The organism is Archangium violaceum Cb vi76, from assembly GCF_000733295.1.
In the GTDB taxonomy this organism is placed as follows: domain Bacteria; phylum Myxococcota; class Myxococcia; order Myxococcales; family Myxococcaceae; genus Archangium; species Archangium violaceum.
Genome location: NZ_JPMI01000232.1, coordinates 29640 through 54132 on the forward strand (window position 1 = coordinate 29640; position 24493 = coordinate 54132).

Below are 24493 nucleotides of genomic sequence, written 5' to 3' on the forward strand. Positions count from 1 at the left end.
GAACGCCGATGCCCCCCCGGGAGCCTCATCCGGCTTCACGTTTTTTTAATGGAATTTAGAAAATTCCATTTTTCTTCGTTATTCAGGATAATGCTGACCCCACCTCCAAAGGAATGCCTGACATGAACCGCTCCCTGATGGGTCACTCCCTTCGCCTCCTGCTGTCCGGACTGATGTTGACCGCCTGCGGCGTTCCCATGGATTCCGAGGAGGCTTCGGCCGAGGAGTTGGGCGTCAAGGAGTCGGCTTCGTGCAGCGGCTCGAGCGTCAGCGGCCTCTCCATCTCGGGTTTCAGCTCATATGGCGGCGAGCTGGCCGGTGGCGGGACCTGGTCCGTGAGCTACCCGGCCAACGCGGTGCACCTGGATTTCCTCCTGGATGGCGCCGTGATTGGCCAGGCGGAGATGCTGGGCGATAGCAATCGCTCCGGTACCTGGAGCTTCAACTACAGTTCAGCGAGCTGTGGCGCCCAGCACGTCTTCAAGGTGAGGGCGTATCCCATGACCATCGCCAGCAACGGCGAGAAGTTCTGGTGCCCGGGCTCCGGGCCGCAGGAGCGCTCCTGGAACTTCTCCGAGCCGTGCCCCACGAGCACCTTCTCCTGCGTGCGCAACTTCACCCAGGTCACCTGCACGGGCACCGCCTCCGGCGGCACCGGTGGCCCCTACGACGCGCTCTGGTTCGAGACCGAGAAGCACGACAGCGGACTGACGTCCAACTACGGCTGGTACCCGGCCCCCCTGTCGAAGAGCTTCAATTGCCGGATGCCCCTCGCCCCCTTCCAATCGGCCAACGGGACGATGACCATCTCCTTCATCGCGCGTGACGCCAGCGGACTGCAGGCGTCCGTGAAGTCCTACACCGCCTCCTGCAGGTTCTGAGTCAGCCCTTCGTCTGCTGGGCGCGCCGGGAGAAGCGCAGCACGGCGCGGAAGATGGACTCCACGCCCTCCGGGTCCAGCCCCAGCTCGGTGGCCCAGGCCCGGCGCGTGGCGATCATCTCGTCCTCCCGGGCCGGATCCGGCACCGGCTGGCCCGCCTCGGCCTTGGTGCGAATCGCCCGCCGGGCCAGCTCCGCCCGCCGGGCCAGCAGCTCCACCAGCTCGCGGTCCAACTGGTCGATGTGCTCGCGGGTCTCCTTCAGCTCCGGGAGGCCCGTCTCGAGCGCCGGCAGCTCCATGCGCGGCGTGTCCGGCGTGTCGGCCTCGGGCGGAATCGCCTCCAGCTCCTGGTGGATGGCCCCGAGCGCTTGCAGCAGGTGCCCGCGCGCCTCGTGCGCGAAGGGGTTCTCGTGCTGGATGGCGGAGAAGAGGTGCCCGGCGTCCGAGCGGACGAGCTCGATGGTGCGCGACAACGCCTTGAAGCTCGCGGGCGCGAAGGGCACGTCCACCCCCGAGCCCGCATCCACCATCCCCTTGGCCACGAAGAAGGTGAGCGCGTGCGTGTGCGCCATGATCCGGTCATGGCCCTCGGGCGTCTGCTCGATGACCTCGCAGCCCAGCCGCTCGAAGAAGCTCCGGGCCCGGCGGGCCGCGTCCGGGTGGAGCGGGTTGGGCGAGACGACCACGCGCAACGGGCGCTCGGCCATGGCGAGGCTGAGGGGCCCGAAGAGCGGATGGGTTCCCACCCACGGTACCTTCGTACCGAGCACCTCGTTCATCGCCTGCACGGGCTTCACCTTGACGCTGCCCACGTCGAGCACCAGTTGCTCCGGCGTCAGGTGGGGACGCAGCGTTTCGAGCACCTCGCACATCCGCGGCACCGGCACGGCCACCACCACCTGCTCGGCCCACGAGAGCAGCTCCGGGATGGAGCCGGCGCGGTGGGGCTCGGGGATGTCCGCCACGGTGTCCCACGCCCGGTAGGCGATGCCCGCCGCGTCCAACAGTGAGCCCAGCGCGCGGCCAAAGCGGCCATATCCGATGATGGCGACCGTCATGCCGCCAACTCTACATGACGGGGGCCATGGCCGTGTTCCCCCGCTCGGGCGCACAGTGGCTTCCCGCGCAGTGCCCCGAGGGAATCGACGTGTCCGAAGCGAAGAAGAACGTGGAGCGGACCCGGCTCCTCTTCGAGGAGATGGCCCGGACTGGTAGCAACCAGCCCCTCCTCGAGGCCATGGCTGACGAGGCCGTCTACAAGCTGTCCCTCCCCAAGGGCACTCCCCTCAGTGGGGAGTTCCGCGGCCGGGAGGCCATCCTCGAGTACTTCGAGCGGCTCGAGCAGGTGCTCGAGGTCCTGGAGGTGAAGACCTGGGACTTCGTCGGCAATGGCGACCAGGTCATCGTTCTGGGTGACGAGCAGTTCGTCGTGAAGAAGACCGGGCGCACCTGCTACAGCGAGTTCGCCTTCGTCCTCGAATTCAGCGGCGGGAAGATCGTCCGCGCGCTCGTCATCGAGGACCTGTCCGGTGTCGTCGAGGCCTTCGCTCCCGCGAGTACACGGGCGGCTTCGCGGGCCTCCGGGACTTGAGGCTCAGCTCAGGACCTTCATCGTGCCTCTCGTGACTCCGAATTGCTCGTGCACCGCCGTGCGGCGTACGGCCTCGGCCGGGGAGATTCTTCCCGCCAGCAACTCCTGGTAGGCCGCCAGCACCCGTGCCGCCTCCTCCTGGGACTCGCGCACGAACTCCACCCGGAAACGGCGTACCCCTCGCTCCAGCAGCTTCGGCACCAGCGAGGCCGCGCTCTGCGCCTGCGCGTTGAACACCGTGTTCCGGCACCCCACGTCCACGATGACCGGGTGCTCCAGGCCAATGCGGTCCCGCAGGGAGATTCGATGCTTCTCACACGGCCGGCCGCAGCTCTTGAAGTCGCGCCCGTTGGACAGGGTGTGCGAGTAGACGCAGTGCTCCGTGTGGAACGTGGCGATGTGGTGGTGCAGCGCCACCGCGAAGCGGTCCGCCGGCGTGTGGTCGAGCAGCGAGAAGAGCTGCGTCTCGTCCAGGTCGTGCGAGAAGGTGAGCGTGTCCAGCCCCAGCCCCAGCAGGTGCGCCGCCGTCAGCGAGTTGGTCACGTTGAGTGAGAAGTCCCCATGCAATACCGGGCGCGGCTGGCCCGCCGGCCGCTCCAGGAAGTGCATCATCGCTCCCCAGTGGCGCACCAGCACCGCGTCGGGACGCAGCTTGTCGATGCGCGCGTCGTAGCCCTCCTCGCCCGGCTTCTGCACGCGCACCGTGGCGATCGTCACCCGCAGCCCGGCGGCCCTCGCCCGCTCCACCGCGCGCTGCAGGCCCACCATCTCCATCCAGTCCAGCTCCACCTCGCGAATGCCGGCGGCCAGGACGGCTTCCAACTGCGCGTCGTCGCGGCACAGCGGCAACAGGCGCGGCGCCTCCTCGGCCGCGACTTCGGGCACGCGCGCCAGCAGCGAGGCCCGCACCTGCTCCAGCACCGTCGTCTCCACCACCGTGCGCTCGTGGCCCCGCTCCACCGCCGCGGTGAGCTCGGCCACCAGGTCCCTGCGCAGCGCCTTGAGCTCCGACACGGGCAGGTGCAGGCCCGGCGACAGCTCCGCGCAGTCCAGCTTCTCCAGCGTGAAGGGCGTACCTCCAAAGGCGCCCAGCTTGTCCTTCAACAGCTCCTCGTCCAGGCCCTTGCCCCGGGACGCGGTGAGCGGCGTCGGGCTCGCGGCCGCGCTCTCGTGTCCCCAGGCGCTCGCATGCAGGCGCAGCGGGGCTCCCTCGGCACCCGAGACCTTCAGGGTGAGCGGGATGCGGCCCTCGGGCTCGCCATGGGAGAGCTGGCCCTCGGTGCGGCGGACGAGGGACGGGTCGCTGTTGAGCCACACGCGCTGCCCCGGCGCCACCCGCCCGAGGTCCGGACCCGGGTGGCCGAAGCCCAGCACCCAGCCCTGGCCCTTGCGGTCCACGCGGAAGATGGGGCCACCCGGCTCGTGCTTGTCCTCGGGAGCGTTCGCATCGAAGACGACGCCCATGCCCGGGCGCGGGTCCACCTGGGCCGGCGTGGGCTCACCACCGGGGAGGGGAGAGGAGATGGCCCCGTTGGGCGCCTCGGGGCGCTGCTCGCCCAGGCCCAGCGCTCCGGTCCACGGGCGCTCGTCGGGAGTGACGAAGACCTCCTTGCCGGACACGGAGCGCACGCGGCCGAGGTACAGGCCCCGGTGCTTGGGGAAGCGGCCCTCGACGAGCGTCTGGTGGTCCGAGCCCCCGAGAAAGCCATTGGAGAAGCCCCGGCTGTACGTGAGGGACATGTCGGCCAGGTCCTTCTCGAGCTGGCGCTCATCCGGCTTGCCGGCGATGACTCCGTCCACCCACCGCCGGTAGCCCTGCACGGTGGTCGTCACGTACTGCGGGCCCTTGAGGCGGCCCTCGATCTTCAGGCTGTGCACGCCGATGTCCACCAGGTCGGGCACGGCCCGCACGCCCGCGAGATCCTTGGGGCTGAGCAGGTAGCGCACGTCGCCGAGGTCCCGCGTCTGGTTGTCCACCACCAGGTCATAGGGGAGGCGGCAGGACTGGGCACACTGGCCGCGGTTGGCCGAGCGCCCGCCCCAGGCCTCGCTGGTGAGGCACTGGCCGCTCCAGGACATGCACAGCGCGCCGTGGATGAAGACCTCCAGCTCCATGTCCGTCTGGCTGGCCAGGCGGCGGATTTCGGTGGTGGAGAGCTCGCGGGGCACGACGACGCGGGTGACGCCCAGGCCCCGGGCGAAGCGGATGCCCTCGGCGCTGGAGACCGTCATCTGCGTGGAGGCGTGCAGCTCCAACTGGGGGCAGATGGCGCGCGCCAGCAGGGCGATGGCCGGATCCTGGATGATGAGGGCGTCCACACCGGACTCGGCCACGCGGCGCAGGATGCGCTCCACCACGGGCAGCTCGGGCTCGAAGACGAGCGTGTTGAGCGTCACGTAGGCGCGGGCCCCGGCGCGGTGGACGAGCACCATCGTCTCGGGCAGCCGCTCGAGCGAGAAGTTGTCGGCGCGGGCGCGGGCGTTGAAGCCCTCGTCCAACCCGAAGTAGACGGCATCCGCGCCGCTGGCGAGCGCCGCGCGCAGTGAATCGAGGTCTCCCGCGGGTGCGAGGATTTCAGGACGTCGGGAAGGCATGCTGCCTCCATAACACGTGGTCCGTGTTCCGGTGCCCGCCCGGAGCTCTCCCCCGCCCAGCCCCCGGGCGGGTGAGGGGCGCACGCGGAGCCTCCGTTGGAATAAAGGACGTTTCCCCATGCACAAGAGCCTTGCCGCGGGCCTGCTGCTCGCGATTCTCACCCTCTCGACGGGCTGTCTGGGACCCCGGCTCGCGCGGTGCCCCGCGGAGGGGGGCAGCCCCTGGCGCGCGCTGGAGAGCGAGCACTTCACCCTGAGGACCGACCTTTCCTCCCAGGAGGCCCACGAGGCCATCGTCTGGCTGGAGCGGCTGCGCGCCGCCCTGCTCGCCGCCGCGTGGCCCGAGGCCCACGACCGGCCCATGGAGAAGGTCACCGTCTACGTCCTCGGCAAGAGCCGGGACTTCGAGAACCTCTTCCCCTCCCGTCTCGATGGGCTCTTCTCCCGGAACGGTGGAGAGCTCTCCATCTTCCTCCATGGCTCGCCCGCCACGTGGCGGGCCCGCGGCGATGAGGGTTCCCTCTCCACGGTGAAGCACGAGCTCGCCCATTACCTGAATGCCTACTTCCTGCTCCGCCAGCCGCGCTGGCTGAGCGAGGGCCTGGCCGGGTTCCTCCAGACGCTGGAACTGTCGGAGGACGGGAAGACGGCCACGGTGGGCAAGCCCTACCCGGAGGCCGCGGTATGGATGGACTACCAGTTGCAACTCGTGCGCAACCGCCAGGTGCTCTCCTGGTCCGCCTGGAGCGTGTTCAACTGGGACTCGCGGAAGGTGGACTCGTACACTCCCAGCCAGCTCTACGGCTACTACGCGACGAGCTGGCTGTTCGTGCACTGGCTCTCCAATACCCGCCCGGAGGGCTTCGCGAAGTACCAGGCCCGTCTGGCGAAGGGGACGGACCCCCGGCAGTCCTTCTCGGAGGCGTTCCCCGACCTGCGCGGCGCCGACCTCGACAGCATGCTGCTGCCGTACCTGCTCCGGGGCTCCTTCAAGGAGCGCACCGTGCAGGTGCCCTCCGTGACGACGAGCGCCACCGAGCGCCCCTTGGACGAAGCCGAGGTCCATGCCGTCCGGGCGTGGCTGGCGCTGACGGCGTCCTATCTGTCCAAGGAGGGGTCGAAGGAGCGGCTGGACCTGGCGCGCACCGAGTTGGCCGAGGCGTTCCGGCTGGAGCCGGCGAACCTCTCCGCCATCTGGCTGAAGTTGGGCATGGGCGACGTGCCCGAGGCACAGCGGTTGCCGCTCCTCCGAGCGGCGGTGGCGGCGCACCCCGAGGATGGCCGCGCCTGGAGGTTGCTGGGCGCGGTGCTGGGGGCGGATGCGTCCACGCTGGCGGAGCGGGAGGCCGCGTACGCGAAGGCCGTCGCGCTCTCTCCGAATGACGCGAGCCCCGCGAATGAACTGGCCTGGGTGTACGTCCTCCAGGGGCGCTACGCGGAAGCGCTCCCACTGGCGACGCGCGCCGTCGAGCTGGCACCCTGGGATCCCTCCATCCTGGACACCTACGCCATGACGGTCGCGGGGCTCGGCCGTTGCGAGGAGGCCATCCTGACCGAGCAGCGGGCCCTCGACGTGTTGCAGGACTCCCGGGACCCGAAGCTGGTGAAGCTGTTCCGCGAGCGGCTCGCGGCCTTCACGCCTACGTCCTGTGTCCCCAAGCTCACGCCGTGAGGCGGCTCAGCGAGGGCCGCTGGCACGAGCCTCGTGCCCTCCCGCCACGTAGTGCTCGCGGATGAAGGCGTCCAGCAGGTCGAAGGCGGTGGCGAGGATGTCCTCCGGCGGGAGGAACACCACCCGGAAGTGCTGGGTGCCCGCCTTCTGCCCGAAGCCGCTGCCGTGGACGAAGAGCACGCCCGTCTCGCGCAGCAGCGACAGCACGAACTGCTCGTCGTCCGTCACGCCGGGCAGTTGGAGGCGGACCATCGCGTAGAAGGCGGAGTCGGGCTCCACCATGGACAGGCCGGGAATGGCGTTGATGCGGCGGACGGTGAGGTCGCGCCGTGAGCGCATCCGCTTCATCATCTCCGGGATGTGGTCCTGCGGCCCCTCCAGCGCGGGCTGGATGGTGTACTGCTGCGGACTGGGCGCGCACAGCCGGGCATCCGCCAGCCGCATCACCGCGCTCTTGAGCGCCGGCATGAGGTGCGAGTTGCAGAAGACGAGCCACCCCATGCGCCAGCCACAAGCGAGGTACGCCTTGGACATGCCATTGAAGGTGATGATGGGCACGTCCGTGGCCAGCGACGCGGTGGGCGTGTGGTCCTTGTCGTAGAGCAGCTTGTCGTAGATTTCGTCGGAGAGGATGACGAGCCCGCGCCGCCGGGCGATCTCCAGCAGCCCCTCGAGCACCTTGCGGTCGAGCACCGCGCCCGTGGGGTTGTTGGGGTTGCACAGCAGGAGCGCGCGGGTGCCGGGAGTGCACAGCGCGTCGATCTCCTCCAGGTCCAACGTCCAGCCGTGCTCCTCGTCCAGGGTGTAGGGCACGCCCTGGGCGCTCAGCTTGGCCATGAGGGCGTTGTAGAGCGGGTAACCGGGGCAGGGCAGCAGCACGCGCTCGCCGGGCTCCAGCAGGGCCGTGAGGGCCAGCTCGAGCGCCTCGCTGACGCCACTGGTGACCACCACGTCCGAGGGGTTGATGCCGGGGATGCCGGTGCGCGTGCACTCGCGGGCGATGGCCTCTCGCGCGGCGGGGATGCCCGCCGAGGGCGCGTAGCCGTTGTGGCCGTCGCGCATCGCGCGGTGCACCGCCTCGATGAGGTGCGGCGGCGTCTGGAAGTCGAACTTCAGCGGGTCGCCGATGTTCAGGAAGAGGATGCGCTGGCCCTGGGCTTCCAGGCGGCTCGCCTCGGCCACGACGTTGCGGATGGCGTATCGGACGTTTTCGATGTGCCTGGCGGCGCGAATCACGGGAATCCTCGGCAAGGGTCGCTGTCTATGTAGCAACAGCCCTCGTCCCGCGGTGCTGGAGCTTCTCCCCGGTGCGGCGGACGACACGGGAGAAGGCGGGTGTCCGGATTCAGGACAGCGGTGCCCGATTTTGGGACAGTGGCGAATTTCGCCTATAAACCCCTGAAATATCGATGGATTCAGGCGAATTTGTCACGACGCGTTACATTCCCCAGATGGGAAGTGGAGTCCTGACGCACCGGGTCGGTTTTGGACTCCTAGCAATATCGAGCGCTTGGCCGCTGGCACGCTGAGTGCTTAAGAGAGGCCTACACCAAGGCGCGGGCCGTCAACTCCTCCTCCTCTGACGTCACGCGTGGTGAGCGGCGGATGAGCCTCCCCAGAGGGCTCCTCCGTCGCTGTTTTTTTTTGCGGGCCAGGCGGGTCAGGACTCGAAGAGTTCCTGCACGGACCGCACGGACACGGCCTTGCGGAGCCAGTGCTTGAGCTGCTTGAGCTCGGTGCAGACGGCGATGCGCTGGCGGGACTGCTCGTCCACCTGGAGGCCTCGGGCTTCAAGTACCTCCAACAAGGCGATCATCTCTCCCTCTTGGAGTCCTTCCTGGCGGCCCTCTTGGCGGCCTTCTTCACGTCCCTGCGCGAGGTACCGCCGGGCGAACTCGCTCTGGTACTCGTAGGTGCCACTGCTCATCAGTGCCTCCAGGGCGGTGCGTGCCGCGTCGTTCAACGAGTACATCACCAGGTCAAAATAGAAGCGTGCCCGCTCGTCATCAATCCCCACCAGACCGGGCAGTACCGCCTCGGCGATAGCCGCTCCCCGCTCGCCCTGTCCGTGTCCCGCAGCAACTCGGCCGCCAGGGCCGGGCGGTTGCGGAACAGCTCCAGAAGGGCCTCGTGACGGAGGGATGGCATGCGACAGCCATGTGACTCCATGAGTCACATGACTGTCAATAGCCGGGTTGACTCAAGAAGTAGTCCCGAGGCGACCTCCAGCTCACGCCGGACGATGCGTCCGTCCACCCTCGCCTGGAGTGGGAGGCGGGGTGCCCTGCTCGTGGCGCTTGAGCAGCTTCGTCCGGGCCGTCTCCACCAACGTGTACAGCACGGGGATGAAGATGAGGTTGACGAAGGTGGACAGCAGCATGCCGCCGAACACCGCCGTGCCCAGCGACTTGCGCGAGGCGGCGCCCGCGCCCGTGGCCAGCACCAGCGGCACCACGCCCAGCAGGAACGCGAAGGACGTCATGATGATGGGCCGCAGCCGCGTGTCCGCCGCCTGGATGGCCGCCTCCACCACGCTCTTGCCCTGATGGCGCAGCTGCTCGGCGAACTCCACGATGAGCACCGCGTTCTTGCTGGACAGGCCCACCAGCATCAGCAGACCGACCTGACAGAACACGTCATTGGCGAGCCCTCGCAGCGACTGGAATCCGAGCGCGCCGAGGATGGCCACCGGCACCGCCAGCATGATGACGAAGGGCAGGGCGAAGCTCTCGTACTGCGCCGACAGCACCAGGAAGACGAAGACGACGCCCAGGGCGAAGATGAGCAGCACCTTGCCCGCGGACTGCTTCTGCTCGAGCGACAGGCCCGTCCACTCGAAGGTGAAGCCGGCCGGCAGTCCCTGGCGGGCCACGGCCTCCATGGCCTCCAGCGCCTGGCCCGTGCTGACACCGGGCGCGCCCTGGCCGTTGATGGTGGCCGAGCGGAACAGGTTGTAGTGCTGGATGTTCTGCGCGGTGGTGACGGGCTCCACCTTCACCAGGCTCTCCAGCGGCACCATCTGCCCCTGCGCCGTGCGCACGTAGAAGGCGGAGATGTCCTTGGGCTCGTTGCGGAAGGGCATGGCCGCCTGCACGTAGACGCGGTAGACGCGGTTGGCGAAGGTGAAGTCATTCACGTAGCTGCTGCCCATGTAGACCTGCAGCGTGGAGTACAGCGCGTCCAGCGACACGCCGAGCGCCTTGGCCTTCTCCCGGTCCACCGACACGTTGAGCAGCGGGGTGCTCGCCGTATACGAGGAGAAGACACCGCGCAGATCCGGCGACTGGTTGGCCCGTCCCGCGAGCTGCTGCGTGGCCGCCGCGAGCTCCTCCAGCGTGTGGTTGCCCAGCTGGTCCTCCAGGACGAACTCGAAGCCCCCCACGCTGCCCACGCCGCGGATGGTGGGCGGCTGGAAGGCCAGCACCCGCGCTCCGGGAATGCCGGCGAAGGGCCCGCGCAGCCGGTTGACCAGCCCGGCCACGCTCTGCTCCTTCTCCTCGCGCTCCTCCCACGGGTGGAGGTTGACGAAGAGGACGCCGTAGTTGGGGCCGGTGCCCAGCAGCGAGAAGCCTCCCACGGTGAAGATGTCCGCCACCTCCTTCTGCTGGCGCAGCACCTCCTCCGCCTGGATGAGCACCTGCCGCGTGTAGTCCAGCGACGTGCCCTCCGGGCCCTGGATGGCGACGATGAGGTAGCCCTGGTCCTCCTCGGGGATGAAGCCGGTGGGGGTCAGGCGGTAGAGCAGCGCCGTGACGCCCAGGAGCACCACGAAGACGCCCAGCACCACCCAGCGCATGCCCGGCAGCAGCAGCTTGCCCAGGAAGCGCGCGTAGCCGCGCCGGAAGGCATCCATCGCCTGGTCCACCCAGCGGAAGAAGCGCCACTTCTGTCCCTCGTGCGCGCGCAGCAGCCGGGCGCACAGCGCGGGAGACAGCGTGAGGGCCACCAGGGCGGACAGGCTGATGGAGAAGGCCAGCGTGAGCGCGAACTGCCGGTAGATGGTGCCCGTGGTGCCCGGGAAGAAGGACACCGGGACGAACACCGCCGAGAGCACCAGGGCGATGGCCACCACCGCGCGGCCCACCTGCTTCATGCTCCGGTGCGACGCCTCGCGCGCGTCCACGTTCTCCTCCACCATGACGCGCTCGACGTTCTCGATGACCACGATGGCGTCATCCACCACCAGGCCCGTGGCCAGGGTCAGGCCGAAGAGCGTCAGCGTGTTGAGCGAGAAGCCGAACGCGCTCACGAAGGCGAAGGTGCCCACCAGCGACACCGGCAGCGTCGTGGCCACCACGAGGATGCTGCGCCAGCCGTGCAGGAAGAGGAAGATGACGAGGATGACCAGGACGATGGCTTCCGCCAGCGTCTTGAGCACCTCCTCGATGGAGGCCTGCACCGCCGCGGTGGTATCGAAGGCCCTCTCGTAGACCATGCCCGGCGGGAAGTGGGCCTTCAGCCGCTCCAGCTCCGCCACCACGCCCTCGCGCACCTCCAGCGCGTTGGAGCCGGGGAGCTGGAAGATGCCCAGGCCCACCGCGTCCCGGCCGTTGAAGCGCAGCAGCTGGTTGTAGTTCTCCGCCCCCAGCTCCACCCGGCCCACGTCCTTCATCCGCACCAGCGTGCCGTCCTCGCCGCGCTGCAGGACGATGTCCCCGAACTGCTCCGGCGTGGACAGCTGGCCGAGCACCTGCACGTTGATTTGATACGTCTGCCCCTGCGGCGAGGGAGGCTGGCCCACCTGTCCCGCGGCCACCTGCACGTTCTGCTCGCGCAGTGCGCCCACCACGTCCTGCGCGGTGAGGCCCCGGCTCGCCAGCTTCGTGGGGTCCAACCACAGCCGCATGGCGAAGCGGCGCTCGCCGAAGATGCGCACGTCGCCCACGCCCTTCACGCGCAGCAGCGCGTCACGGATGTAGACGTCCGCGTAGTTGCTGAGGAAGCCCGTGTCGTAGCGCTGCGCCTCGTCATACAGGCCGAAGGACATGAGCAGCTGCGATTGCGTCTTGTTGATGGTGATGCCCAGCGCGTTCACCTCGGAGGGCAGCCGCGCCGAGGCGGTGGCCACCCGGTTCTGCACGTCCACCGCGGCGACGTCCAGGTCCCGGTCCGGCTCGAAGGTGACGGTGATGGTGCTGGTGCCGTTGTTGCTGCTGGTGGAGGAGATGTAGCGCATCCCCTCCAGGCCGTTGAGCTGGCGCTCCAGCACCGTCGTCACCGCGCTCTCCACCACCTCGGCGGAAGCGCCGATGTACGTGGACGTCACGCTCACCTGCGGCGCCGCGAGCTCCGGGTACTGCTCCACGGGCAGGCTGGGAATGGAGATGGCGCCCACCAGCGTGATGAGGATGGAGAGGACGCTGGCAAAGATGGGCCGGCGGATGAAGAAGTCGGAGAACATGGGTGCTCACTTCCCCCCGTCCGGGCTCGGAGCCGTCCCCGCGTCCGTCCTCGCGTCTGCGACTCCACCCGTGCCAGCGTCCGCGCCGCCGCCCACGCCGGAGCCATCGCCCGGCAGCTGCTCCGCGGGTTGGGGCTGGATGGGCTGTCCATCCCGTAGCTGCTGGAGCGAACCGACGATGACCTGCGTTCCCGGCTCCAGGCCCTCCAGCAGCTCGTAGTAGTTGCCCTGGAGCCCGCCCAGCTTCACCGGCCGGCGCTGCGCCACCATGGGTCCGCCATCGCCCTGCACCGCCACCATGGCGAAGAACTGGCTGCTCTGCTGTGTCACCGCGAAGGTGGGCAGCCGCAGTGCCTCGCGCGTGGCGTACACCACCTGGGTGTGCACCACCTGGCCGGCGCGCAGGCCCTGTGTGTTGTCGAAGGCCGCCTTCAGCTCCACCAGCTGCGTGCGCGGGTCGGGCGTGGGCGCCACGAAGAAGACGGGGGCGCTCACCACCGGCTGGCCCTCGCCGTCCAGCACCTCCAGCCGCGTGCTGCCTGGCTTCACCTCCGAGGCGCGCTCGGGCGGCACCGAGACGGAGAGCTCCAGCGCCCGGCTCTGGTCCACGTTCGTCAGCGCCGTCTGCGGTGTGACGTAGTCGCCCACCTTCACGGGGATGTCGCCCATCACACCCGCGAAGGGCGCCTCCACCCGGTAGTAGCCGAGCTCCACCTGCTGCGCCTGCAGCTGCGCCTCCGCCGAGCGCGCGCTGGCCTCGGCCGCCGCCGCCTGGGCCACCGCCTGCTCATAGTCCTGCCGGCTCATGAGTCCCTCGCGCAGCAGTTGCTCGGCGCGCTTCCGGGTGCTGCGCGCGAACTCCCGCTGGGCCAGGGCCGAGGCGCGCTGGGCCCGGGCGCTCCGCACGCCCGCGCGCTCGCGCCTCGGGTCCACCTCCAGCAGCAACTGCCCCTCCTTCACCACCTGGCCCGGCTTCACCGAGATGCGCTGCACGTAGCCGGCCACCTGGGGGAAGACGGTGATGCTTCGGCGGGAGATGAGCGTGCCCAGGTACTCACCCGTGTCGCGCACCGGGCCCGGCCGCAGCTCCATCACCTCCACCGGCAGGGGCTGTCCGCCGCCTCCCGGGCCGCCGGCTCCGCCCTGGGGGCCTCCCTGTCCTTGTGTTCGCCCGCACCCGGCCAGGGCCAGGGCCGCCAGCCACACTCCCCACCTCACCAGTCGCATGCCGCCTCCACCAGGAACGCCTCGATTCGCGCCTGGAACACCTGGAACTCCCTCACCACCAGGTTCAGCTCCGCCTGCCGCAGCGCCGCCGCGGACACCACCAGGTCCTGGCTCGTCCCGGTGCCCACCTCGAAGGATCGGCGGGTGAGCCGGTCGTTCTCCGCCGCCAGCTCCCGGTTCCGTGTGGCGATCTCCAGCTCCGCCTCCGCCACGCCCACCTCGCGCCGCGTCTGCCTCACCTCGACCGTGGCCCCGCGCTGCCTGGCCACCACGTCCTGGCGCGTCGCCTCCTCCTGGGCCCGTGCCTGCCGCACGCGGCCTCCGCGCGCGCCTCCTTCATAGAAGGGCAGGGTGAGCACCGCGCCGATGTTCCAGACGGGCACCCGCGCGAAGCCCGGGTCCACCGTGAATCCAAACACCGTGCTCTGCGCCGCGAGCGTGGGCAGGTACTGCGCCTGGGCCGCCGACACGTCGTGCCCGGCCGCTTCCAGTTGCGCGCGCGACGCCGCGAGGTCCGGCCGCTGCTCCAACGCCTGGAGGTTCTGGCACTGCGCCCGGCCGCGATTCAGCAGCTCCTCCAGGGACACGCCGTGCGTCAGCCCCACCGGCTGCTCCTGGCCCAATATCAGCGCCAGGGTATCCCTCGCCTGCAGCAGCGTGTTGTCCCCGGACACCACCAACGAGCGTGCCGACTCCGCGTCCTGCCGCAGGCGGACGACGTCCAACTGGGTGCCAGCCCCCAGCTCCAACCTCCGCTCGGCCAGCGCCAGCCGCTCCAGTGCGGAGCGCAGGTTGACGCGGTTCACCTCGGAGAGCCGCTCGGAGGAGGCCACCCGCGCCAGCGCCCGGGCGAGCGCCCCGGTGAGTTGGCGCCGCGTCTCCTCCAGTGACAGCCCGGCGGCGCGGCGGGAGGCGTTGGCCGAGCGCAGGGATTGAATGGCGCTCCAGTCGAGCAGGGGAAGGGAGGCCGTCACCGTGGCGGTGGCCAGGGGCGCGGTGGGCCGCTGGCCGTCACCCCCGCCCGCGCCGACGCCTCCACCGATGCCGCCTCCACCGATGCCGCCCCCGATGAAGGCCGTCGAGGGGTCGAGCACGTTGTATTGGACACCCGCCGAGCCGTTGAGGGTGGGCAGCAGTCCGGCGAGCGCCACGCGCCGCAGTCCCGCGGCGGACTCCACCCGGGCCAGCGCGGCGCGCAGGTCCGTGGATTGCTGGCGCAGGAGCGCGAGCGCCTCGTCCCAGGAGCCCACCTGCATCGGAGCCGGAGACACGGGCTCGAGCAGCGGGTCGGAGACCTCGGGCTGGAAGGGCGGGGACACGGGCGCGGGCTGCCGCGGCGGAGCAGTCCCCGGTCCGGTCTGGGCGGGCAGGGCACCGGCGGGAAGGCCGGCGTGCCAGAGCAGGGCTGTGAGCAGGAGGGCGGTCATGAACGGACCGCCCACATTGCTGCCTGCCCCACCGCGTTGCCTCCGACTGGAGGACATTCATGACACCGCAGGACACTGCGGGTGCTCGCTAGCGAGCACTTGCGTCACCCTGGAGCAGGAATGCGACAGCGGAGCGAGGCGGATGCTCGCCAGTGGGCACTTCGGCCGCCGGTGTCCCGGCGTCAGCTGCTGAGGTCCTGGGTGGCGGTCCGGGGTGGCTCCTCGGAGGGCAGGGGCTGGCCGGCGCAGTCGGTGCCCGGAGCGGGCGCGCGGGTGGTGCGGGGCCGGTACTCCCAGTGCCACGGCTCCGAGGGCACCGTGCGCCGGAAGCCATGACGGCATGCGTTGGCCGCGAGCCACCGGTAGGTGGGGGACTCCTCGTCGCCGACGACCACGTCCACCGCGAGCCCCCGCTGGTGGTTGGAGCGGCCGGGGCGCGCGGCCTTGGGGCCCAGGCCCTTGCGGTAGCGCTCGTAGAGCAGGCGCTGCTCCCGGCGGGTGCGGTAGCCGCTGGTCACCCAGAGCCAGATGCCATCCCCACGGGCCGCGGTGGCCATGCGCAGGAAGGAGGCCGCGGCGTCACGGCGCAACGACTCGCCACCCGGCAGGGCGACGAGGTGCTTGGAAGTGGTCGTCTTCGCCCGCTTGCGTTTCACGTCCGCGCCGGGCGCGAGACCGGGAACGAGCAGGCACACGAGGGCTAGGAGAAGGCTCCAGCGCAGCGGCGGGAACGGCATGGGGCGGTTCCTGTCCAGAGAGGCAGAGATGGTTGCTCTCACATCTATTCCCGGAATGCGAGCAGGCGGCCGGGCAGGCGCCGCGTGGTTCGCTGGCCTCGAACCGCCCGTGGCTCGTCTGTCCGGCTGCTCTCCCGGTAGAGTGGACGCCTCCCATGACGACCGCCCTGCGTCCCGTGCCTCCGAGCGAGGAGGTTTCTTTCGCTCCCGCCGCTGTCTCCACTCCCGTCCCACTGCGCGCCGCGCGGCTGATGGCGCACGCCGCCGCGTGGCTCACCCTGCTGGGTCTGCTCACCGGGGGCTTCGTGTCCGCGGCCATGACGGGCAAGGTGTCCGCGGATCCCCACGCCGCGCTCGCCTCGCACCTCAACGCGCTGATGGGGGCCTTCCTGCTGCTGGGCGTGGCGTGGACGCTGCCGATGCTGCGCTATGGGGCCACGGGCCAGCGCCGGCTCGCGTGGGCCTTCATCGTGTCCAACTTCGCCAACTGGTTCGTCACCGGGGTGAAGGCGTTCCTGCGCGTGTCCGGCGTGGATGCCACCGGCGAGCCCGTGAATGACGCCGTGTTCGGCGTGCTCACCCTGTCCGTGGTGTTGCCGGCGCTCGGCGCGGCCGCGGCCTGGGTGTATGGCTTCCGGCGCTCGGCCGCTGCTCCGGAGACCCATCCGTAAGCATGAGAGGCCTCAGTCCAGCGCGGCGCTCACGTCGGTGCGGGTGAGGCGCAGGGTGGCCATGCGGCGGCGGCGGGCATCGGCGACGGCCAGGTGCCAGCCAGCGGCGAACAGGCCCACGGCGAGGCAGCCGCCCCACAGGGCCCGGGCGCCGAAGTGTCCCAGCACCCACGAGCCGAGCGTGGGGGCGATGCTGGCCGACAGGGCCCACAGCATGTAGTAGGCGCCCTGGTAGGTGCCGCGCTGCTCGGTGGGCGCCAGGTCCGCCACCACGGCCGAGCCCGCGGGCGCCTGGGCAATCTCCCCCAGCGTCCACACCACCACCGCGAGCGCCGCCAGCCCGGGGTTCGCGCCGAGCACGTGCATCCCGAAGCCCAGCCCCGTCAGCGCCGAGGCCCACGCCAGCGCCGTCGCGCGCCGCACCTGCCCCATCATCCGGCCGGCGAAGGGTTGCAGCAGCACGATGAGCACGCCATTCACGCCCAGCACCGTGCCGAAGGTGGCGGGTGACATGCCTTGCGCGGTCAGGTCCATCGGCAGCGTCACGTTGCCCTGGGTGAAGATGATGGCGGTGAGGACGATGGGCAGCGCGAAGGCGAGGAACACCTCGTCCCGGAAGGGCGCCAGCGAGGGCAGCCGGCGGGAGGACTCCGTTCCCCGGTCCGCCTGGACGGGGCGTGTCTCCGGCACCTTCCACCAGACGAGCAGCCCGTAGAGGAAGGTGGTGCAGGCATCCGCCACGAAGAGTACGAGGAAGCCGAAGCGCGAGGCCAGGCCCGCCAGGGGCACGGCGATGGCGAAGCCCACGTTGATGACCCAGTACAGCAGGGCGAAGGCGCGCGCGCGGTCCTCGGGTTTCACCACGTCGGAGATGGCCGCCGACACCGCGGGCCGGTACAGCTCGCCCAGCAGTCCCAGCAGGAAGGCGGAGACGCAGATGTGCCAGGTCTCCCGCGCGAAGCCCATGGACAGCATCGCCGCCGAGCCCAGCCACAGCCCCGACACCAGCGTCTTGCGCCGGCCCACCCGGTCCGCCAGCGTTCCGCCGACGAGCCCCGCCAGCACACCCCCCACGCCGTGCAGGGACACCACCATCCCGGCCTCCTCCACCCGGAAGCCGCGCTCGCGCGTGAGGTACAGCGCCAGGAAGGGCACCACGAAGGCGCCCAGCCGGTTCACCAACGTTCCCGTCCACAGGTACCAGTACGTGCCTGGCAGTCCCCCCGCCGTCGCCTGGACTTCCGCCCTCAATCGCCCCAACAGGTGCTTCATGACGGGCGCAGCTTGCGGGAAGCAGCCCGGAGGCGCCAGGGGCGGGTCTTCCCCCTACTCCCGGAGTGATTGGACCGCATAGGATTCACACCCGGAGGAACACGCGTGACTCGACCCTACAAGCCGGATGGTTACCCGAGTGCCTCGGCCTACGTGATGGTGAACGGCGCCCAGCGCGTCATCGACTTCTTGAAGAAGGCCTTCGACGCCACGGAGCTGCGCCGCTACGACGGCCCGAACGGGTCGATCATGCACGTCGAGGTGCGGATCGACGACTCGGTGATCATGCTCTCCGAGGGTGGAGGCTCCTTCCCGGCGTTTCCCGTGTGGCTCCACCTCTATGTCCCGGACGTCGATGCGACGTACCAGCGCGCGCTCGCGGCGGGTGGAGTCTCCGTCCAGGAGCCGCAGCAGAAGGGCGATCCGGATCGCCGCGGTGGCGTGAAGGATCCCTCGGGCAATACGTGGTGGATCTCCACCCAGATGGAATGAGACCGGAGCTCCTCGCATGCGCTTCCAACCGCCGTGGGGCGGGGCCTTCCGCCTCCAGACCTACTTCCACCGCAAGCTCGATGCCCTGCCCCCCTCTGACATCGAGGCCATGCGCTCGGTCATCCTGGGCTCCTCCCTGCTCGGGGAGACCAACCTGACGTCCCAGTTCTCGGGCACCTATGGCTTCTCGGTGACCTTCCAGCGCGAGGCTCTCTCCGATGTGAAGGACCGCTTCCCGACCTTCGCTCCGTTTCTCGACGCCGCGCTGCTGCCGGTCTGCAACGCGTTCCTGCTCAATCCGTTGTTGATCCAGAACGGGCGCGGGGTGGAGGCCCATCTGGACAAGAGCATGATGTACTACGGGGACACGATCGGCTGTCCGGTCGCCGTGAGCGTGCTCTACATCCAGGTGCCCGAGCAGCTCGCGGGAGGAGAACTGCGGCTGTATCACCGGGGTGAGCGGGTGGCGGCGCTGGCACCCAGGCCAAACTCGCTGGTGACGTTCCGCGGAGACATGGCGCACGAGGTGATAGCGGTCGAGTCCGGGGCTCCAGAGCTCTCGGCGGCGCGCATCAGCCTGGTGGTCGAGCAGTACCGCCTGCCGGAGGAGCTGCTCGCGCGGGTGCCTCGGATGGAGCTGCGGACCCGGGCGGGAACGGTGATGATATGAGCGAGCTGTCGATGGAGTGGTGGGTGGCCCAGCGTCCTGAGCGGGTCTTCGCGGCCATCGAGGATCCCTTCCAGATGCGGCGCTGGTACGGGGCGGTTCCAGGTGGCCAGCGTCTCGGGGAAGTGGGAGACGCGGACGCAGGCGAGCCGTTCCAGGTGAACGTGCTCGATGTGAAGGGGGTCCTCCGGACGCAGACGGGCCGCATCCTCGAGGTGTTTCCGGGCCGGGGCTTCTCGATGGAACTGGCCTGGGACGGCGGGGAGCTCGGCAGCGACACGACGCGCCTCTCCATGAAGCTCGAGCCCTCCGGAGATGGCACGCGCATCGAGGTCCGCCAGGGCCCGTTCTCGAGCCCCGAGCTCCTGGAGGCGTACCGGGCGTACTGGGAGGCGAACGTGGGGCGATTGATCCGCGTCGCCTCTGGAGAAGCGGTGCCCTGCTTCGAGGAGTTCTGGGAGGAGTCGGGGGGCTACGTCGAGCCGCTCGGCCTGGCGGCCTATACGGTGCTCGCCGGCATGAAGGAGGCCGGGGTGCCGCCGGAGACGCTCGCGCAACTGGAGGAGACGCTCTACACGCACCTCGCGCGCGTGCCCGAGGAGACGGCGGGAGTGCTCGGAGCGGTGCTTCGCGAGCGCCTGAAGGGCATGCTTTCGGGTGGAGGCTGAAGGCGGGCCTCAGCGCCGGCCGAGGAATCCCTCGAGCACCCCGGCGACGTTGGTGCCGATCTCATCCACCGCGTAGCCACCTTCCTGCACGAACACCGTCGGCAGCTTCAGCCCGGCCAGCCGCTGTCCGATGAGCGGGTAGTGCTCCTGGGCGAGCTTGAAGGCGCTGATGGGATCGCCCTCGTAGGTATCGACGCCGAGCGACACGACGAGGGCCTCGGGCGAGAACGTCCCGATGGCGTCCAGCGCGGCTCCGAGGGCGGCGTTGTACTCGTTCCAGCCGGTGCCACGCTCCAGCGGGAGGTTGAGGGTGTAGCCCTCTCCGGCGCCTGCTCCGCGCTCATCGGCATAGCCGAGGAAGTAGGGGTAGTCCGTCTCCGGGGTCGCGTGGATGGAGACGAACAGCACATCGGAGCGCTCCCAGAAGATGTCCTGGGTGCCATTGCCGTGGTGGTAGTCCACGTCGAGCACCGCCACCCGGGCGAACCCCCGGTCACGCAGGTGCTGGGCCGCGAGGGCGGCGTTGTTGAGGAAGCAGTAGCCGCCGTAGACGGAGTGCCCGGCGTGGTGTCCGGGAGGACGGCACAGGGCGTAGGCGCTCTTGTCCCCCTCGGCGACGAGCGCGGCGGCGGTCAGGGCGGAGTGCGCGGCGGCGAGCGCGGCGTCCCAGGTGCCCTCGACGATGGGCGTGCTGGAGTCGAAGGCGTAGTAGCCCATGCGGCCGTTGATGCCGGAGGGGATGTGGTCCCGGCGCAGGCCGCGGGCGGGAAAGCCGCTCGGCAGCATGAAGCCCTCCTTGCCGAGCGAGCGCCACTCGGCATGGGCGGTGCGCAGGAACTCGACGAACGCGGCGTCATGGACGCGCAGCAGGGACTCGTGGGCGAAGGAGCGCGGCTCGATGAGCTCGAGTCCGGCGCGCTCCACGGCCTTCAGGATGTAGTCGACGCGCACCGGCATCTCGAAGCACGGCACCAGCTCGCCGCGATGCAATTCCATGCCGCCGTCATGGCGGGCGTGCAGCGGGGAATGAACGACTTTCACCGGGGAGTCTCCAGGGCTGAAGGAGGAGCGGCGCGGCGAGTTGTAACGCAGCGTGGGTCCGTCATCCAAGGGAGGGGGCTCCGCCCCCGGCACGGGGGTGAAGTGGAGCAATACCCGGCGGCGAGGCACCGGCCGCGGGAAAAAAGACGGCCGCTGGGTGGTGGTCGAGGTGAACGACTGAGGCGTCTCCGGGCTCCCGGCGAGCATCGACCCACGCGAGCTGTTCGCGGCGTTGCTGGGCGTGGAGCGTTGACTGACACACCGCTCGTCAGGGCTGGCGCGTCAGGGAGCAACGTGAGGCTCGCCTGGGGGCTAGCCAACAAGAACGGTGACAGGCGCCGGTTGGAGATGGCGCCGGCCGGGCGAGGACGTTAAGGGAGTGCCCCATGGAGCCCACCACCGACCTGGCCACCTGTCTGCTCTGTGGCGCTGGAGCCTCTCCGGCGCTGAACCTGCCGCGCTTCGCTGGAGCCGCGTGTCAGGGCTGTGCCCAGCGCGTGGGACATCTGCTGGTGCAGGATCCCACGCAGCTGACGGACATCTGGCCGCTGCTCGCCGACGACGTGGACGATGAGCCCGAGCCCACGGTGCAGCGCGCGGATGGGAAGACGGTGGAACTGCGCCAGGTCATCGCGGAGATGAAGCGCGAGCTGTCGGTCGAGGACCGGATGAAGCTCGCGGAGATGTACGGAGAGATCGGTCTCATCCGCGAGCAGCTCGAGGAGTGTGGCCGGGTGCTCGTCGCGGCGCCCGCGGCCGGGTTGGCTCAGCGTGCGCTCGACGTGCTCTTCTCGGAGGAGCTGTGCTCGCCGCGCGGAATCGAGGAGCTCCGCGGGCGCCTGTTCCCGGCTTGAGAAGCGGGACGGGAGTGACATCGGGCTGGTGGTCCACCCGGATTTGCAGCACAACGCGCGTGTGCGCGCCACCCTCCACTTCCTCACCGGGCTCATCCAGCGCGAGCGCCCCCTCCTGTCCGGCGAGGGCCGTCCCGCCCCGCGCTCCTCCGGGAGGCGTTCCTCGTGAGCCAGCTCGTCGGTCTGCTGGCCGCCAGTCTCCTCCTCGGTGCCTTCGCCCGGCGCAGCGGCCGTTTCCCGGAGCAGACGGCGCTGGCCATCAACGCCTTCGTGCTCAACATCGCGCTGCCCGCGCTTGTGCTGCGCGCGGTGCACCGTCTCACGCTCGCTCCCGAGCTGCTCGTCGCCGCCGCCACGCCCTGGCTCATCTTCGGCGGCTCGTGGCTCTTCTTCCGCACGGTGGGTCCGCGGCTGGGTTTTCCGCCCGGCACCGTGGCGGCGCTCGTCCTCACCGGCGGGCTGAGCAACACCGCCTTCGTGGGCCTGCCCCTCATCGAGGGACTCATGGGCCGTGATGCGCTACAGGTGGCCGTCGTCGTGGATCAGCTCGGCTCGTTCCTGGCGCTGGGCACGGTGGCCACCCTCTTCGCCACGCACGCCGCCGCGAAGGACACCCGCCTCAGCGCGCTGCTCGAGAAGGTGGTGGCCTTTCCGCCCTTCATCGCCCTGACGGCTGGGTTCGTCCTGCACCCGTGGGACTGGCCCCAGGCCGTGGACGTGGTGCTCGGCCGCCTGGGCGACATGCTCACCCCGCTGGCGCTCTTCTCCGTGGGTTTCCAGTTACGGCCCTCGGGCGTGAAGGGCCGGGTGCGCGCGCTCGTGCTGGGACTCGGTTACAAGCTGGCGCTGGCGCCACTCGCGATTGCGCTGCTGTTGCTGCTGCTGCCCGGCATGGGCCGGCTCACCTTCGAGGTGTCCGTTCTCCAGGCCGCCATGGCTCCCATGGTCACCGCCGCCATCCTCGCCGCGGACAATGGGTTGGATCCGGAGCTCTCCGCCCTCATGGTGGGGCTGGGCATTCCACTCTCGTTCGCCACGGTGCCCATCACCCTGTGGCTCCTGCGTTGAGAGCGTGCGCCGCCTACGCGACGGCCTGCGTGGCGTAGGCGATCTCCAGGCCTTCCTTGCGCATGCGCAGCCGCGTGCGCGACAGCCAGTGGCAGTGCGCGCAGTAGCTGTGCGCGCCGTTGCCCGGCGTGCTGCGGATGGTCACCGCGCCGCCGCACAGCATGCAGCCATCGGGAAGGGTGAACTCCGAAACGGCGTCACCCATGTTCTTCTCAGTGGTTCCGGTCATGCCTTTCACGTAACGCAGGAATCGGCGGCCACAAGCCGCCGGACCGTGTTTTCCGTGCACCCCTGGAGGGCAGGCAGGCGGGCCTGTAGCGCCTACCGTCCTCCTGGTTCCTGTCCACCGCCGCACACCGCAACCCGCCGAACACAGGCGCTCGCCTTGGCACGCCGCTTTCAAGAGAAGGGCGTTCCTGAGGGGGGAGGGTGGGCATGGAGATTGCGCGAGTCGCGCTTCGCCGACATGGGAAGGGTTGGGGGGTGGAGGTGACCCTCGAGGGGGGCGGTGTGCGGCGCTATCGCTATGGCAGCGAGGCGCAGGCGCGCTACTTCGCCGCGGTGTTCGAGTTGGGACCGAGTTGGCTGCCGCCGGTGTCACGGCGACGGCGCGCCCGGGCCGGGGCCTCCTCCGCCGGGCGGGCAGCGGGCGGGCCCGCGTAGGCCCGGGGGGGCCGGGCATCTCCCGGGCCTCCGTGGGGGTTCCGGAGAGGCCGCGCACCTGCTAGGAGTCACGCCTCATGAGCAAGAGCAACTACACCCCCCGCCCGAACCGCGAGCCCATCACCCGTGAGACGGATCCAGCCGGCCGCTGGTCCGCGAAGTTCCCGGACATGATTGGCTACAAGAACCAGGGTGGCGGCAAGGTGCCGGCGGACTACGGGTGGAACACCAACCCGAAGCAGTGGCAGGAGGAGATGACGCCCGAGAACCTCGCCACCGAGTACCGCAACCTGGTGGTTCCGCGGCTCCCCGTGCCGGCCGCCGCCGCGCTGCCCGAGGGCGCCAAGGCCGAGTCCAAGTAGTCTCCCGGCCGCCTCAGGTGAAGGGCAGGGCCGCGAGACGCTCCCGGAACACCTCCAGCGTCTCGCGCAGCTCCGCTTCCTCCACGGACTGCTCGAGGCCCAGGCGCGCCTTGCGCAGGAAGGCGTCGAACACCGGCGCCCGGCCGTAGAGCGCTCCAGAGACATCCACCGCCTCGCGGATGACGCGCTCGGCGCCCGGCGAGCCCAGGAACAGGTGCATCGCCGCCTGCTCCAGCCGTGCCCCGCACGCCGCCCACACCGCCCGGTCGTGCGCCGTCAGCGTGCGCTGCGTCAGCTCCGCGCCCACCCGTCCCAGCTCTCCGAGGAAGGGCTCCACGAGCGTCCGCAGCTCCTCCGCGGGCACCTCCGGCAGCGAGGCCAGCGCGCGCAGCCGCTCGCGCACCTCCACCACCAGGCGCTTGTCCCGCGTCTTCATCGTCAGCGAGGTGTTCATCCCCGCGAAGGCCGCGAGCATCTCCTCCAGCCGCCGCGCCAGCCCCGGCCCCTCCCGTGGGGGCGCGGTGGCCGCCTTCTCCAGCCGTGACTGCAGCGAGCGCCGCAATTCCGCCACCCCGCCACGCAGCGCGGCCGCCGCCGCCACCTGCCCCTGGTAGCCCGGCACCACGTCCTCGCGCCGCACGTCCGCGAAGGCCGCCGCCGTGAGGTACACGAGGTCTCCCATCTGCGCGCGGAAGTCCGCGCGGAACGACTGCAGCTCCGCCATCAGCGCCCAACGGTCGCTCACCACCTCGGGCCGCCGCACCCGCTGGCCCAGGTCCGCCACGCGCCGCGAGAGCCGCCCCGCGCACGCGCCCAGCACCACCTCCACCTCCCGCGACAGCCGCTCGTCCACGCCCGCGGGGGGAGGCTCCCACGCACCGTCGCGCGCGGCCTCCACCGAGGAGGGGAAGGCCTCGTGGATGGCCGACACCAGGGCGTTCACGTCCATCACCGTGTCCCGGATGGCCGGGGCCATCGTCTCCCACAGCGACAGGTCCGCCCCCTCCGTCTCCTCCAGGGTGGTGGGCTCGTACTTGACGATGTTGAGGTGCCCCAGCCGGTCGATGGCCAGCGCCGCGGCCCGGTACACGCGCTCCAGCCGTGAGGCCAGCGCGCGGTGGGTGAGCTCCTCCAGCAGCGTCTTCAGCCGGGGAGGCAGCGTGTCCTGCGGGGCTCGGGGCTTCTTCTCCGGAGGCGGCATGGCC

24 protein-coding genes are annotated in these 24493 nt (G+C 70.1%); 11 read left to right on the forward strand and 13 right to left on the reverse strand.

The features are described from left to right. The first annotated feature begins 122 nt into the window (after nt 1–122). The gene (locus Q664_RS31400) at nt 123–881 is read left to right on the forward strand and encodes a hypothetical protein (RefSeq protein ID WP_043403827.1); all 759 of its coding nucleotides are present in this window, start codon (nt 123–125) and stop codon (nt 879–881) included. A gap of 1 nt (nt 882) precedes the next feature. Here the strand turns inward: Q664_RS31400 and Q664_RS31405 are convergent, their stop codons facing one another. After that, a complete protein-coding gene (locus tag Q664_RS31405; RefSeq protein WP_043403829.1) occupies nt 883–1938 on the reverse strand; it encodes a prephenate dehydrogenase/arogenate dehydrogenase family protein in 1056 nt (351 codons plus the stop codon). 26 nt (nt 1939–1964) lie between these two features. Between Q664_RS31405 and Q664_RS31410 the strand changes: the two genes are divergently transcribed. Beyond that, nucleotides 1965–2471: a nuclear transport factor 2 family protein gene (locus Q664_RS31410; RefSeq protein ID WP_043403831.1), complete on the forward strand. Its 507-nt coding sequence runs from the start codon at nt 1965–1967 to the stop codon at nt 2469–2471. 3 nt (nt 2472–2474) lie between these two features. Here the strand turns inward: Q664_RS31410 and Q664_RS31415 are convergent, their stop codons facing one another. Continuing rightward, nucleotides 2475–5066, reverse strand: a complete 2592-nt coding sequence (locus Q664_RS31415; RefSeq protein ID WP_043403833.1) for a U32 family peptidase — start codon at nt 5064–5066, stop codon at nt 2475–2477. 118 nt (nt 5067–5184) lie between these two features. On the opposite strand from Q664_RS31415, the gene Q664_RS31420 reads away from it, so the two are divergent. Then, entirely contained in the window at nt 5185–6738 is a 1554-nt protein-coding gene (locus tag Q664_RS31420) for a DUF1570 domain-containing protein (protein WP_052518903.1), read from the forward strand. Nucleotides 6739–6744: 6 nt separating this feature from the next. On the opposite strand, the gene Q664_RS31425 is transcribed toward Q664_RS31420, so the two are convergent. The 7 genes from Q664_RS31425 to Q664_RS31450 form a co-directional block, all read right to left on the reverse strand. Further along, entirely contained in the window at nt 6745–7989 is a 1245-nt protein-coding gene (locus Q664_RS31425; RefSeq protein ID WP_052518904.1) for an aminotransferase class I/II-fold pyridoxal phosphate-dependent enzyme, read from the reverse strand. Nucleotides 7990–8398: 409 nt separating this feature from the next. Beyond that, nucleotides 8399–8710: a hypothetical protein gene (locus tag Q664_RS31430; RefSeq protein WP_063934786.1), complete on the reverse strand. Its 312-nt coding sequence runs from the start codon at nt 8708–8710 to the stop codon at nt 8399–8401. Further along, nucleotides 8710–8886, reverse strand: a complete 177-nt coding sequence (locus Q664_RS59440) for a hypothetical protein (RefSeq protein WP_160174540.1) — start codon at nt 8884–8886, stop codon at nt 8710–8712. Before Q664_RS59440 ends, Q664_RS31430 begins: the two co-directional genes overlap by 1 nt. A gap of 82 nt (nt 8887–8968) precedes the next feature. Next, nucleotides 8969–12139, reverse strand: a complete 3171-nt coding sequence (locus tag Q664_RS31435; RefSeq protein WP_043403835.1) for an efflux RND transporter permease subunit — start codon at nt 12137–12139, stop codon at nt 8969–8971. Nucleotides 12140–12145: 6 nt separating this feature from the next. After that, a complete protein-coding gene (locus Q664_RS31440) occupies nt 12146–13366 on the reverse strand; it encodes an efflux RND transporter periplasmic adaptor subunit (protein ID WP_052518905.1) in 1221 nt (406 codons plus the stop codon). Continuing rightward, nucleotides 13354–14793, reverse strand: a complete 1440-nt coding sequence (locus tag Q664_RS31445; RefSeq protein WP_043403943.1) for a TolC family protein — start codon at nt 14791–14793, stop codon at nt 13354–13356. The genes Q664_RS31440 and Q664_RS31445 overlap by 13 nt, the downstream gene beginning before the upstream one ends. A gap of 182 nt (nt 14794–14975) precedes the next feature. Further along, nucleotides 14976–15530: a M15 family metallopeptidase gene (locus tag Q664_RS31450; RefSeq protein WP_043403837.1), complete on the reverse strand. Its 555-nt coding sequence runs from the start codon at nt 15528–15530 to the stop codon at nt 14976–14978. A 155-nt stretch (nt 15531–15685) separates the two neighbouring features. Here Q664_RS31450 and Q664_RS31455 point away from each other — a divergent pair, with 155 nt between their 5' ends. After that, nucleotides 15686–16201 carry a styrene oxide isomerase gene (locus Q664_RS31455; protein ID WP_043403839.1) on the forward strand — a complete coding sequence of 172 codons (516 nt, stop codon included), beginning with the start codon at nt 15686–15688 and terminating at the stop codon, nt 16199–16201. A 12-nt stretch (nt 16202–16213) separates the two neighbouring features. Here Q664_RS31455 and Q664_RS31460 read toward each other — a convergent pair whose 3' ends face one another. Continuing rightward, nucleotides 16214–17473 carry an MDR family MFS transporter gene (locus tag Q664_RS31460; RefSeq protein WP_043403841.1) on the reverse strand — a complete coding sequence of 420 codons (1260 nt, stop codon included), beginning with the start codon at nt 17471–17473 and terminating at the stop codon, nt 16214–16216. 105 nt (nt 17474–17578) lie between these two features. On the opposite strand from Q664_RS31460, the gene Q664_RS31465 reads away from it, so the two are divergent. Genes Q664_RS31465 through Q664_RS31475 form a run of 3 tightly spaced genes read left to right on the forward strand, consistent with a single transcriptional unit; the run spans nt 17579 to nt 19300 of the window. Next, nucleotides 17579–17965 (forward strand): VOC family protein, encoded by a 387-nt coding sequence (locus tag Q664_RS31465; RefSeq protein WP_043403843.1) that lies wholly within the window; start codon nt 17579–17581, stop codon nt 17963–17965. A gap of 16 nt (nt 17966–17981) precedes the next feature. Further along, entirely contained in the window at nt 17982–18635 is a 654-nt protein-coding gene (locus Q664_RS31470; protein ID WP_043403846.1) for a 2OG-Fe(II) oxygenase, read from the forward strand. Continuing rightward, nucleotides 18632–19300 carry an SRPBCC family protein gene (locus Q664_RS31475; RefSeq protein WP_043403848.1) on the forward strand — a complete coding sequence of 223 codons (669 nt, stop codon included), beginning with the start codon at nt 18632–18634 and terminating at the stop codon, nt 19298–19300. The genes Q664_RS31470 and Q664_RS31475 overlap by 4 nt, the downstream gene beginning before the upstream one ends. 9 nt (nt 19301–19309) lie before the next feature. Here the strand turns inward: Q664_RS31475 and Q664_RS31480 are convergent, their stop codons facing one another. Next, complete coding sequence (locus Q664_RS31480) at nt 19310–20410, reverse strand: histone deacetylase family protein (protein ID WP_326938757.1); 1101 nt, start codon at nt 20408–20410, stop codon at nt 19310–19312. A gap of 317 nt (nt 20411–20727) precedes the next feature. On the opposite strand from Q664_RS31480, the gene Q664_RS31485 reads away from it, so the two are divergent. Both Q664_RS31485 and Q664_RS31490 read left to right on the forward strand, forming a co-directional pair. Then, on the forward strand, nt 20728–21195 hold the full coding sequence (locus Q664_RS31485; RefSeq protein ID WP_043403851.1) for a hypothetical protein: 468 nt from the start codon (nt 20728–20730) through the stop codon (nt 21193–21195). 165 nt (nt 21196–21360) lie between these two features. Then, nucleotides 21361–22263 carry an AEC family transporter gene (locus Q664_RS31490; protein ID WP_043403855.1) on the forward strand — a complete coding sequence of 301 codons (903 nt, stop codon included), beginning with the start codon at nt 21361–21363 and terminating at the stop codon, nt 22261–22263. A 13-nt stretch (nt 22264–22276) separates the two neighbouring features. Here Q664_RS31490 and Q664_RS31495 read toward each other — a convergent pair whose 3' ends face one another. After that, complete coding sequence (locus tag Q664_RS31495) at nt 22277–22492, reverse strand: hypothetical protein (protein WP_043403859.1); 216 nt, start codon at nt 22490–22492, stop codon at nt 22277–22279. 206 nt (nt 22493–22698) lie between these two features. On the opposite strand from Q664_RS31495, the gene Q664_RS31500 reads away from it, so the two are divergent. After that, entirely contained in the window at nt 22699–22926 is a 228-nt protein-coding gene (locus tag Q664_RS31500; protein ID WP_052518906.1) for a hypothetical protein, read from the forward strand. A 77-nt stretch (nt 22927–23003) separates the two neighbouring features. Beyond that, nucleotides 23004–23288 carry a hypothetical protein gene (locus Q664_RS31505; RefSeq protein ID WP_043403861.1) on the forward strand — a complete coding sequence of 95 codons (285 nt, stop codon included), beginning with the start codon at nt 23004–23006 and terminating at the stop codon, nt 23286–23288. Between the two features lie 13 nt (nt 23289–23301). On the opposite strand, the gene Q664_RS31510 is transcribed toward Q664_RS31505, so the two are convergent. Further along, nucleotides 23302–24489: a hypothetical protein gene (locus tag Q664_RS31510; protein WP_043403864.1), complete on the reverse strand. Its 1188-nt coding sequence runs from the start codon at nt 24487–24489 to the stop codon at nt 23302–23304. Nucleotides 24490–24493 lie beyond the last annotated feature (4 nt).

Coding starts and splice junctions, on each gene's coding strand:
- Q664_RS31450 (WP_043403837.1), bottom strand. CDS start 15,530: ATGCCGTTCCCGCCGCTGCGCTGGAGCCTTCTCCTAGCCCTCGTGTGC.
- Q664_RS31475 (WP_043403848.1), top strand. CDS start 18,632: ATGAGCGAGCTGTCGATGGAGTGGTGGGTGGCCCAGCGTCCTGAGCGG.
- Q664_RS31505 (WP_043403861.1), top strand. CDS start 23,004: ATGAGCAAGAGCAACTACACCCCCCGCCCGAACCGCGAGCCCATCACC.
- Q664_RS31400 (WP_043403827.1), top strand. CDS start 123: ATGAACCGCTCCCTGATGGGTCACTCCCTTCGCCTCCTGCTGTCCGGA.
- Q664_RS31435 (WP_043403835.1), bottom strand. CDS start 12,139: ATGTTCTCCGACTTCTTCATCCGCCGGCCCATCTTTGCCAGCGTCCTC.
- Q664_RS31420 (WP_052518903.1), top strand. CDS start 5,185: ATGCACAAGAGCCTTGCCGCGGGCCTGCTGCTCGCGATTCTCACCCTC.
- Q664_RS31495 (WP_043403859.1), bottom strand. CDS start 22,492: ATGACCGGAACCACTGAGAAGAACATGGGTGACGCCGTTTCGGAGTTC.
- Q664_RS31440 (WP_052518905.1), bottom strand. CDS start 13,366: ATGCGACTGGTGAGGTGGGGAGTGTGGCTGGCGGCCCTGGCCCTGGCC.
- Q664_RS31415 (WP_043403833.1), bottom strand. CDS start 5,066: ATGCCTTCCCGACGTCCTGAAATCCTCGCACCCGCGGGAGACCTCGAT.
- Q664_RS31500 (WP_052518906.1), top strand. CDS start 22,699: ATGGAGATTGCGCGAGTCGCGCTTCGCCGACATGGGAAGGGTTGGGGG.
- Q664_RS31445 (WP_043403943.1), bottom strand. CDS start 14,793: ATGACCGCCCTCCTGCTCACAGCCCTGCTCTGGCACGCCGGCCTTCCC.
- Q664_RS59440 (WP_160174540.1), bottom strand. CDS start 8,886: ATGCCATCCCTCCGTCACGAGGCCCTTCTGGAGCTGTTCCGCAACCGC.
- Q664_RS31410 (WP_043403831.1), top strand. CDS start 1,965: ATGGCCGTGTTCCCCCGCTCGGGCGCACAGTGGCTTCCCGCGCAGTGC.
- Q664_RS31470 (WP_043403846.1), top strand. CDS start 17,982: ATGCGCTTCCAACCGCCGTGGGGCGGGGCCTTCCGCCTCCAGACCTAC.
- Q664_RS31510 (WP_043403864.1), bottom strand. CDS start 24,489: ATGCCGCCTCCGGAGAAGAAGCCCCGAGCCCCGCAGGACACGCTGCCT.
- Q664_RS31460 (WP_043403841.1), bottom strand. CDS start 17,473: ATGAAGCACCTGTTGGGGCGATTGAGGGCGGAAGTCCAGGCGACGGCG.
- Q664_RS31405 (WP_043403829.1), bottom strand. CDS start 1,938: ATGACGGTCGCCATCATCGGATATGGCCGCTTTGGCCGCGCGCTGGGC.
- Q664_RS31455 (WP_043403839.1), top strand. CDS start 15,686: ATGACGACCGCCCTGCGTCCCGTGCCTCCGAGCGAGGAGGTTTCTTTC.
- Q664_RS31485 (WP_043403851.1), top strand. CDS start 20,728: ATGGAGCCCACCACCGACCTGGCCACCTGTCTGCTCTGTGGCGCTGGA.
- Q664_RS31430 (WP_063934786.1), bottom strand. CDS start 8,710: ATGTACTCGTTGAACGACGCGGCACGCACCGCCCTGGAGGCACTGATG.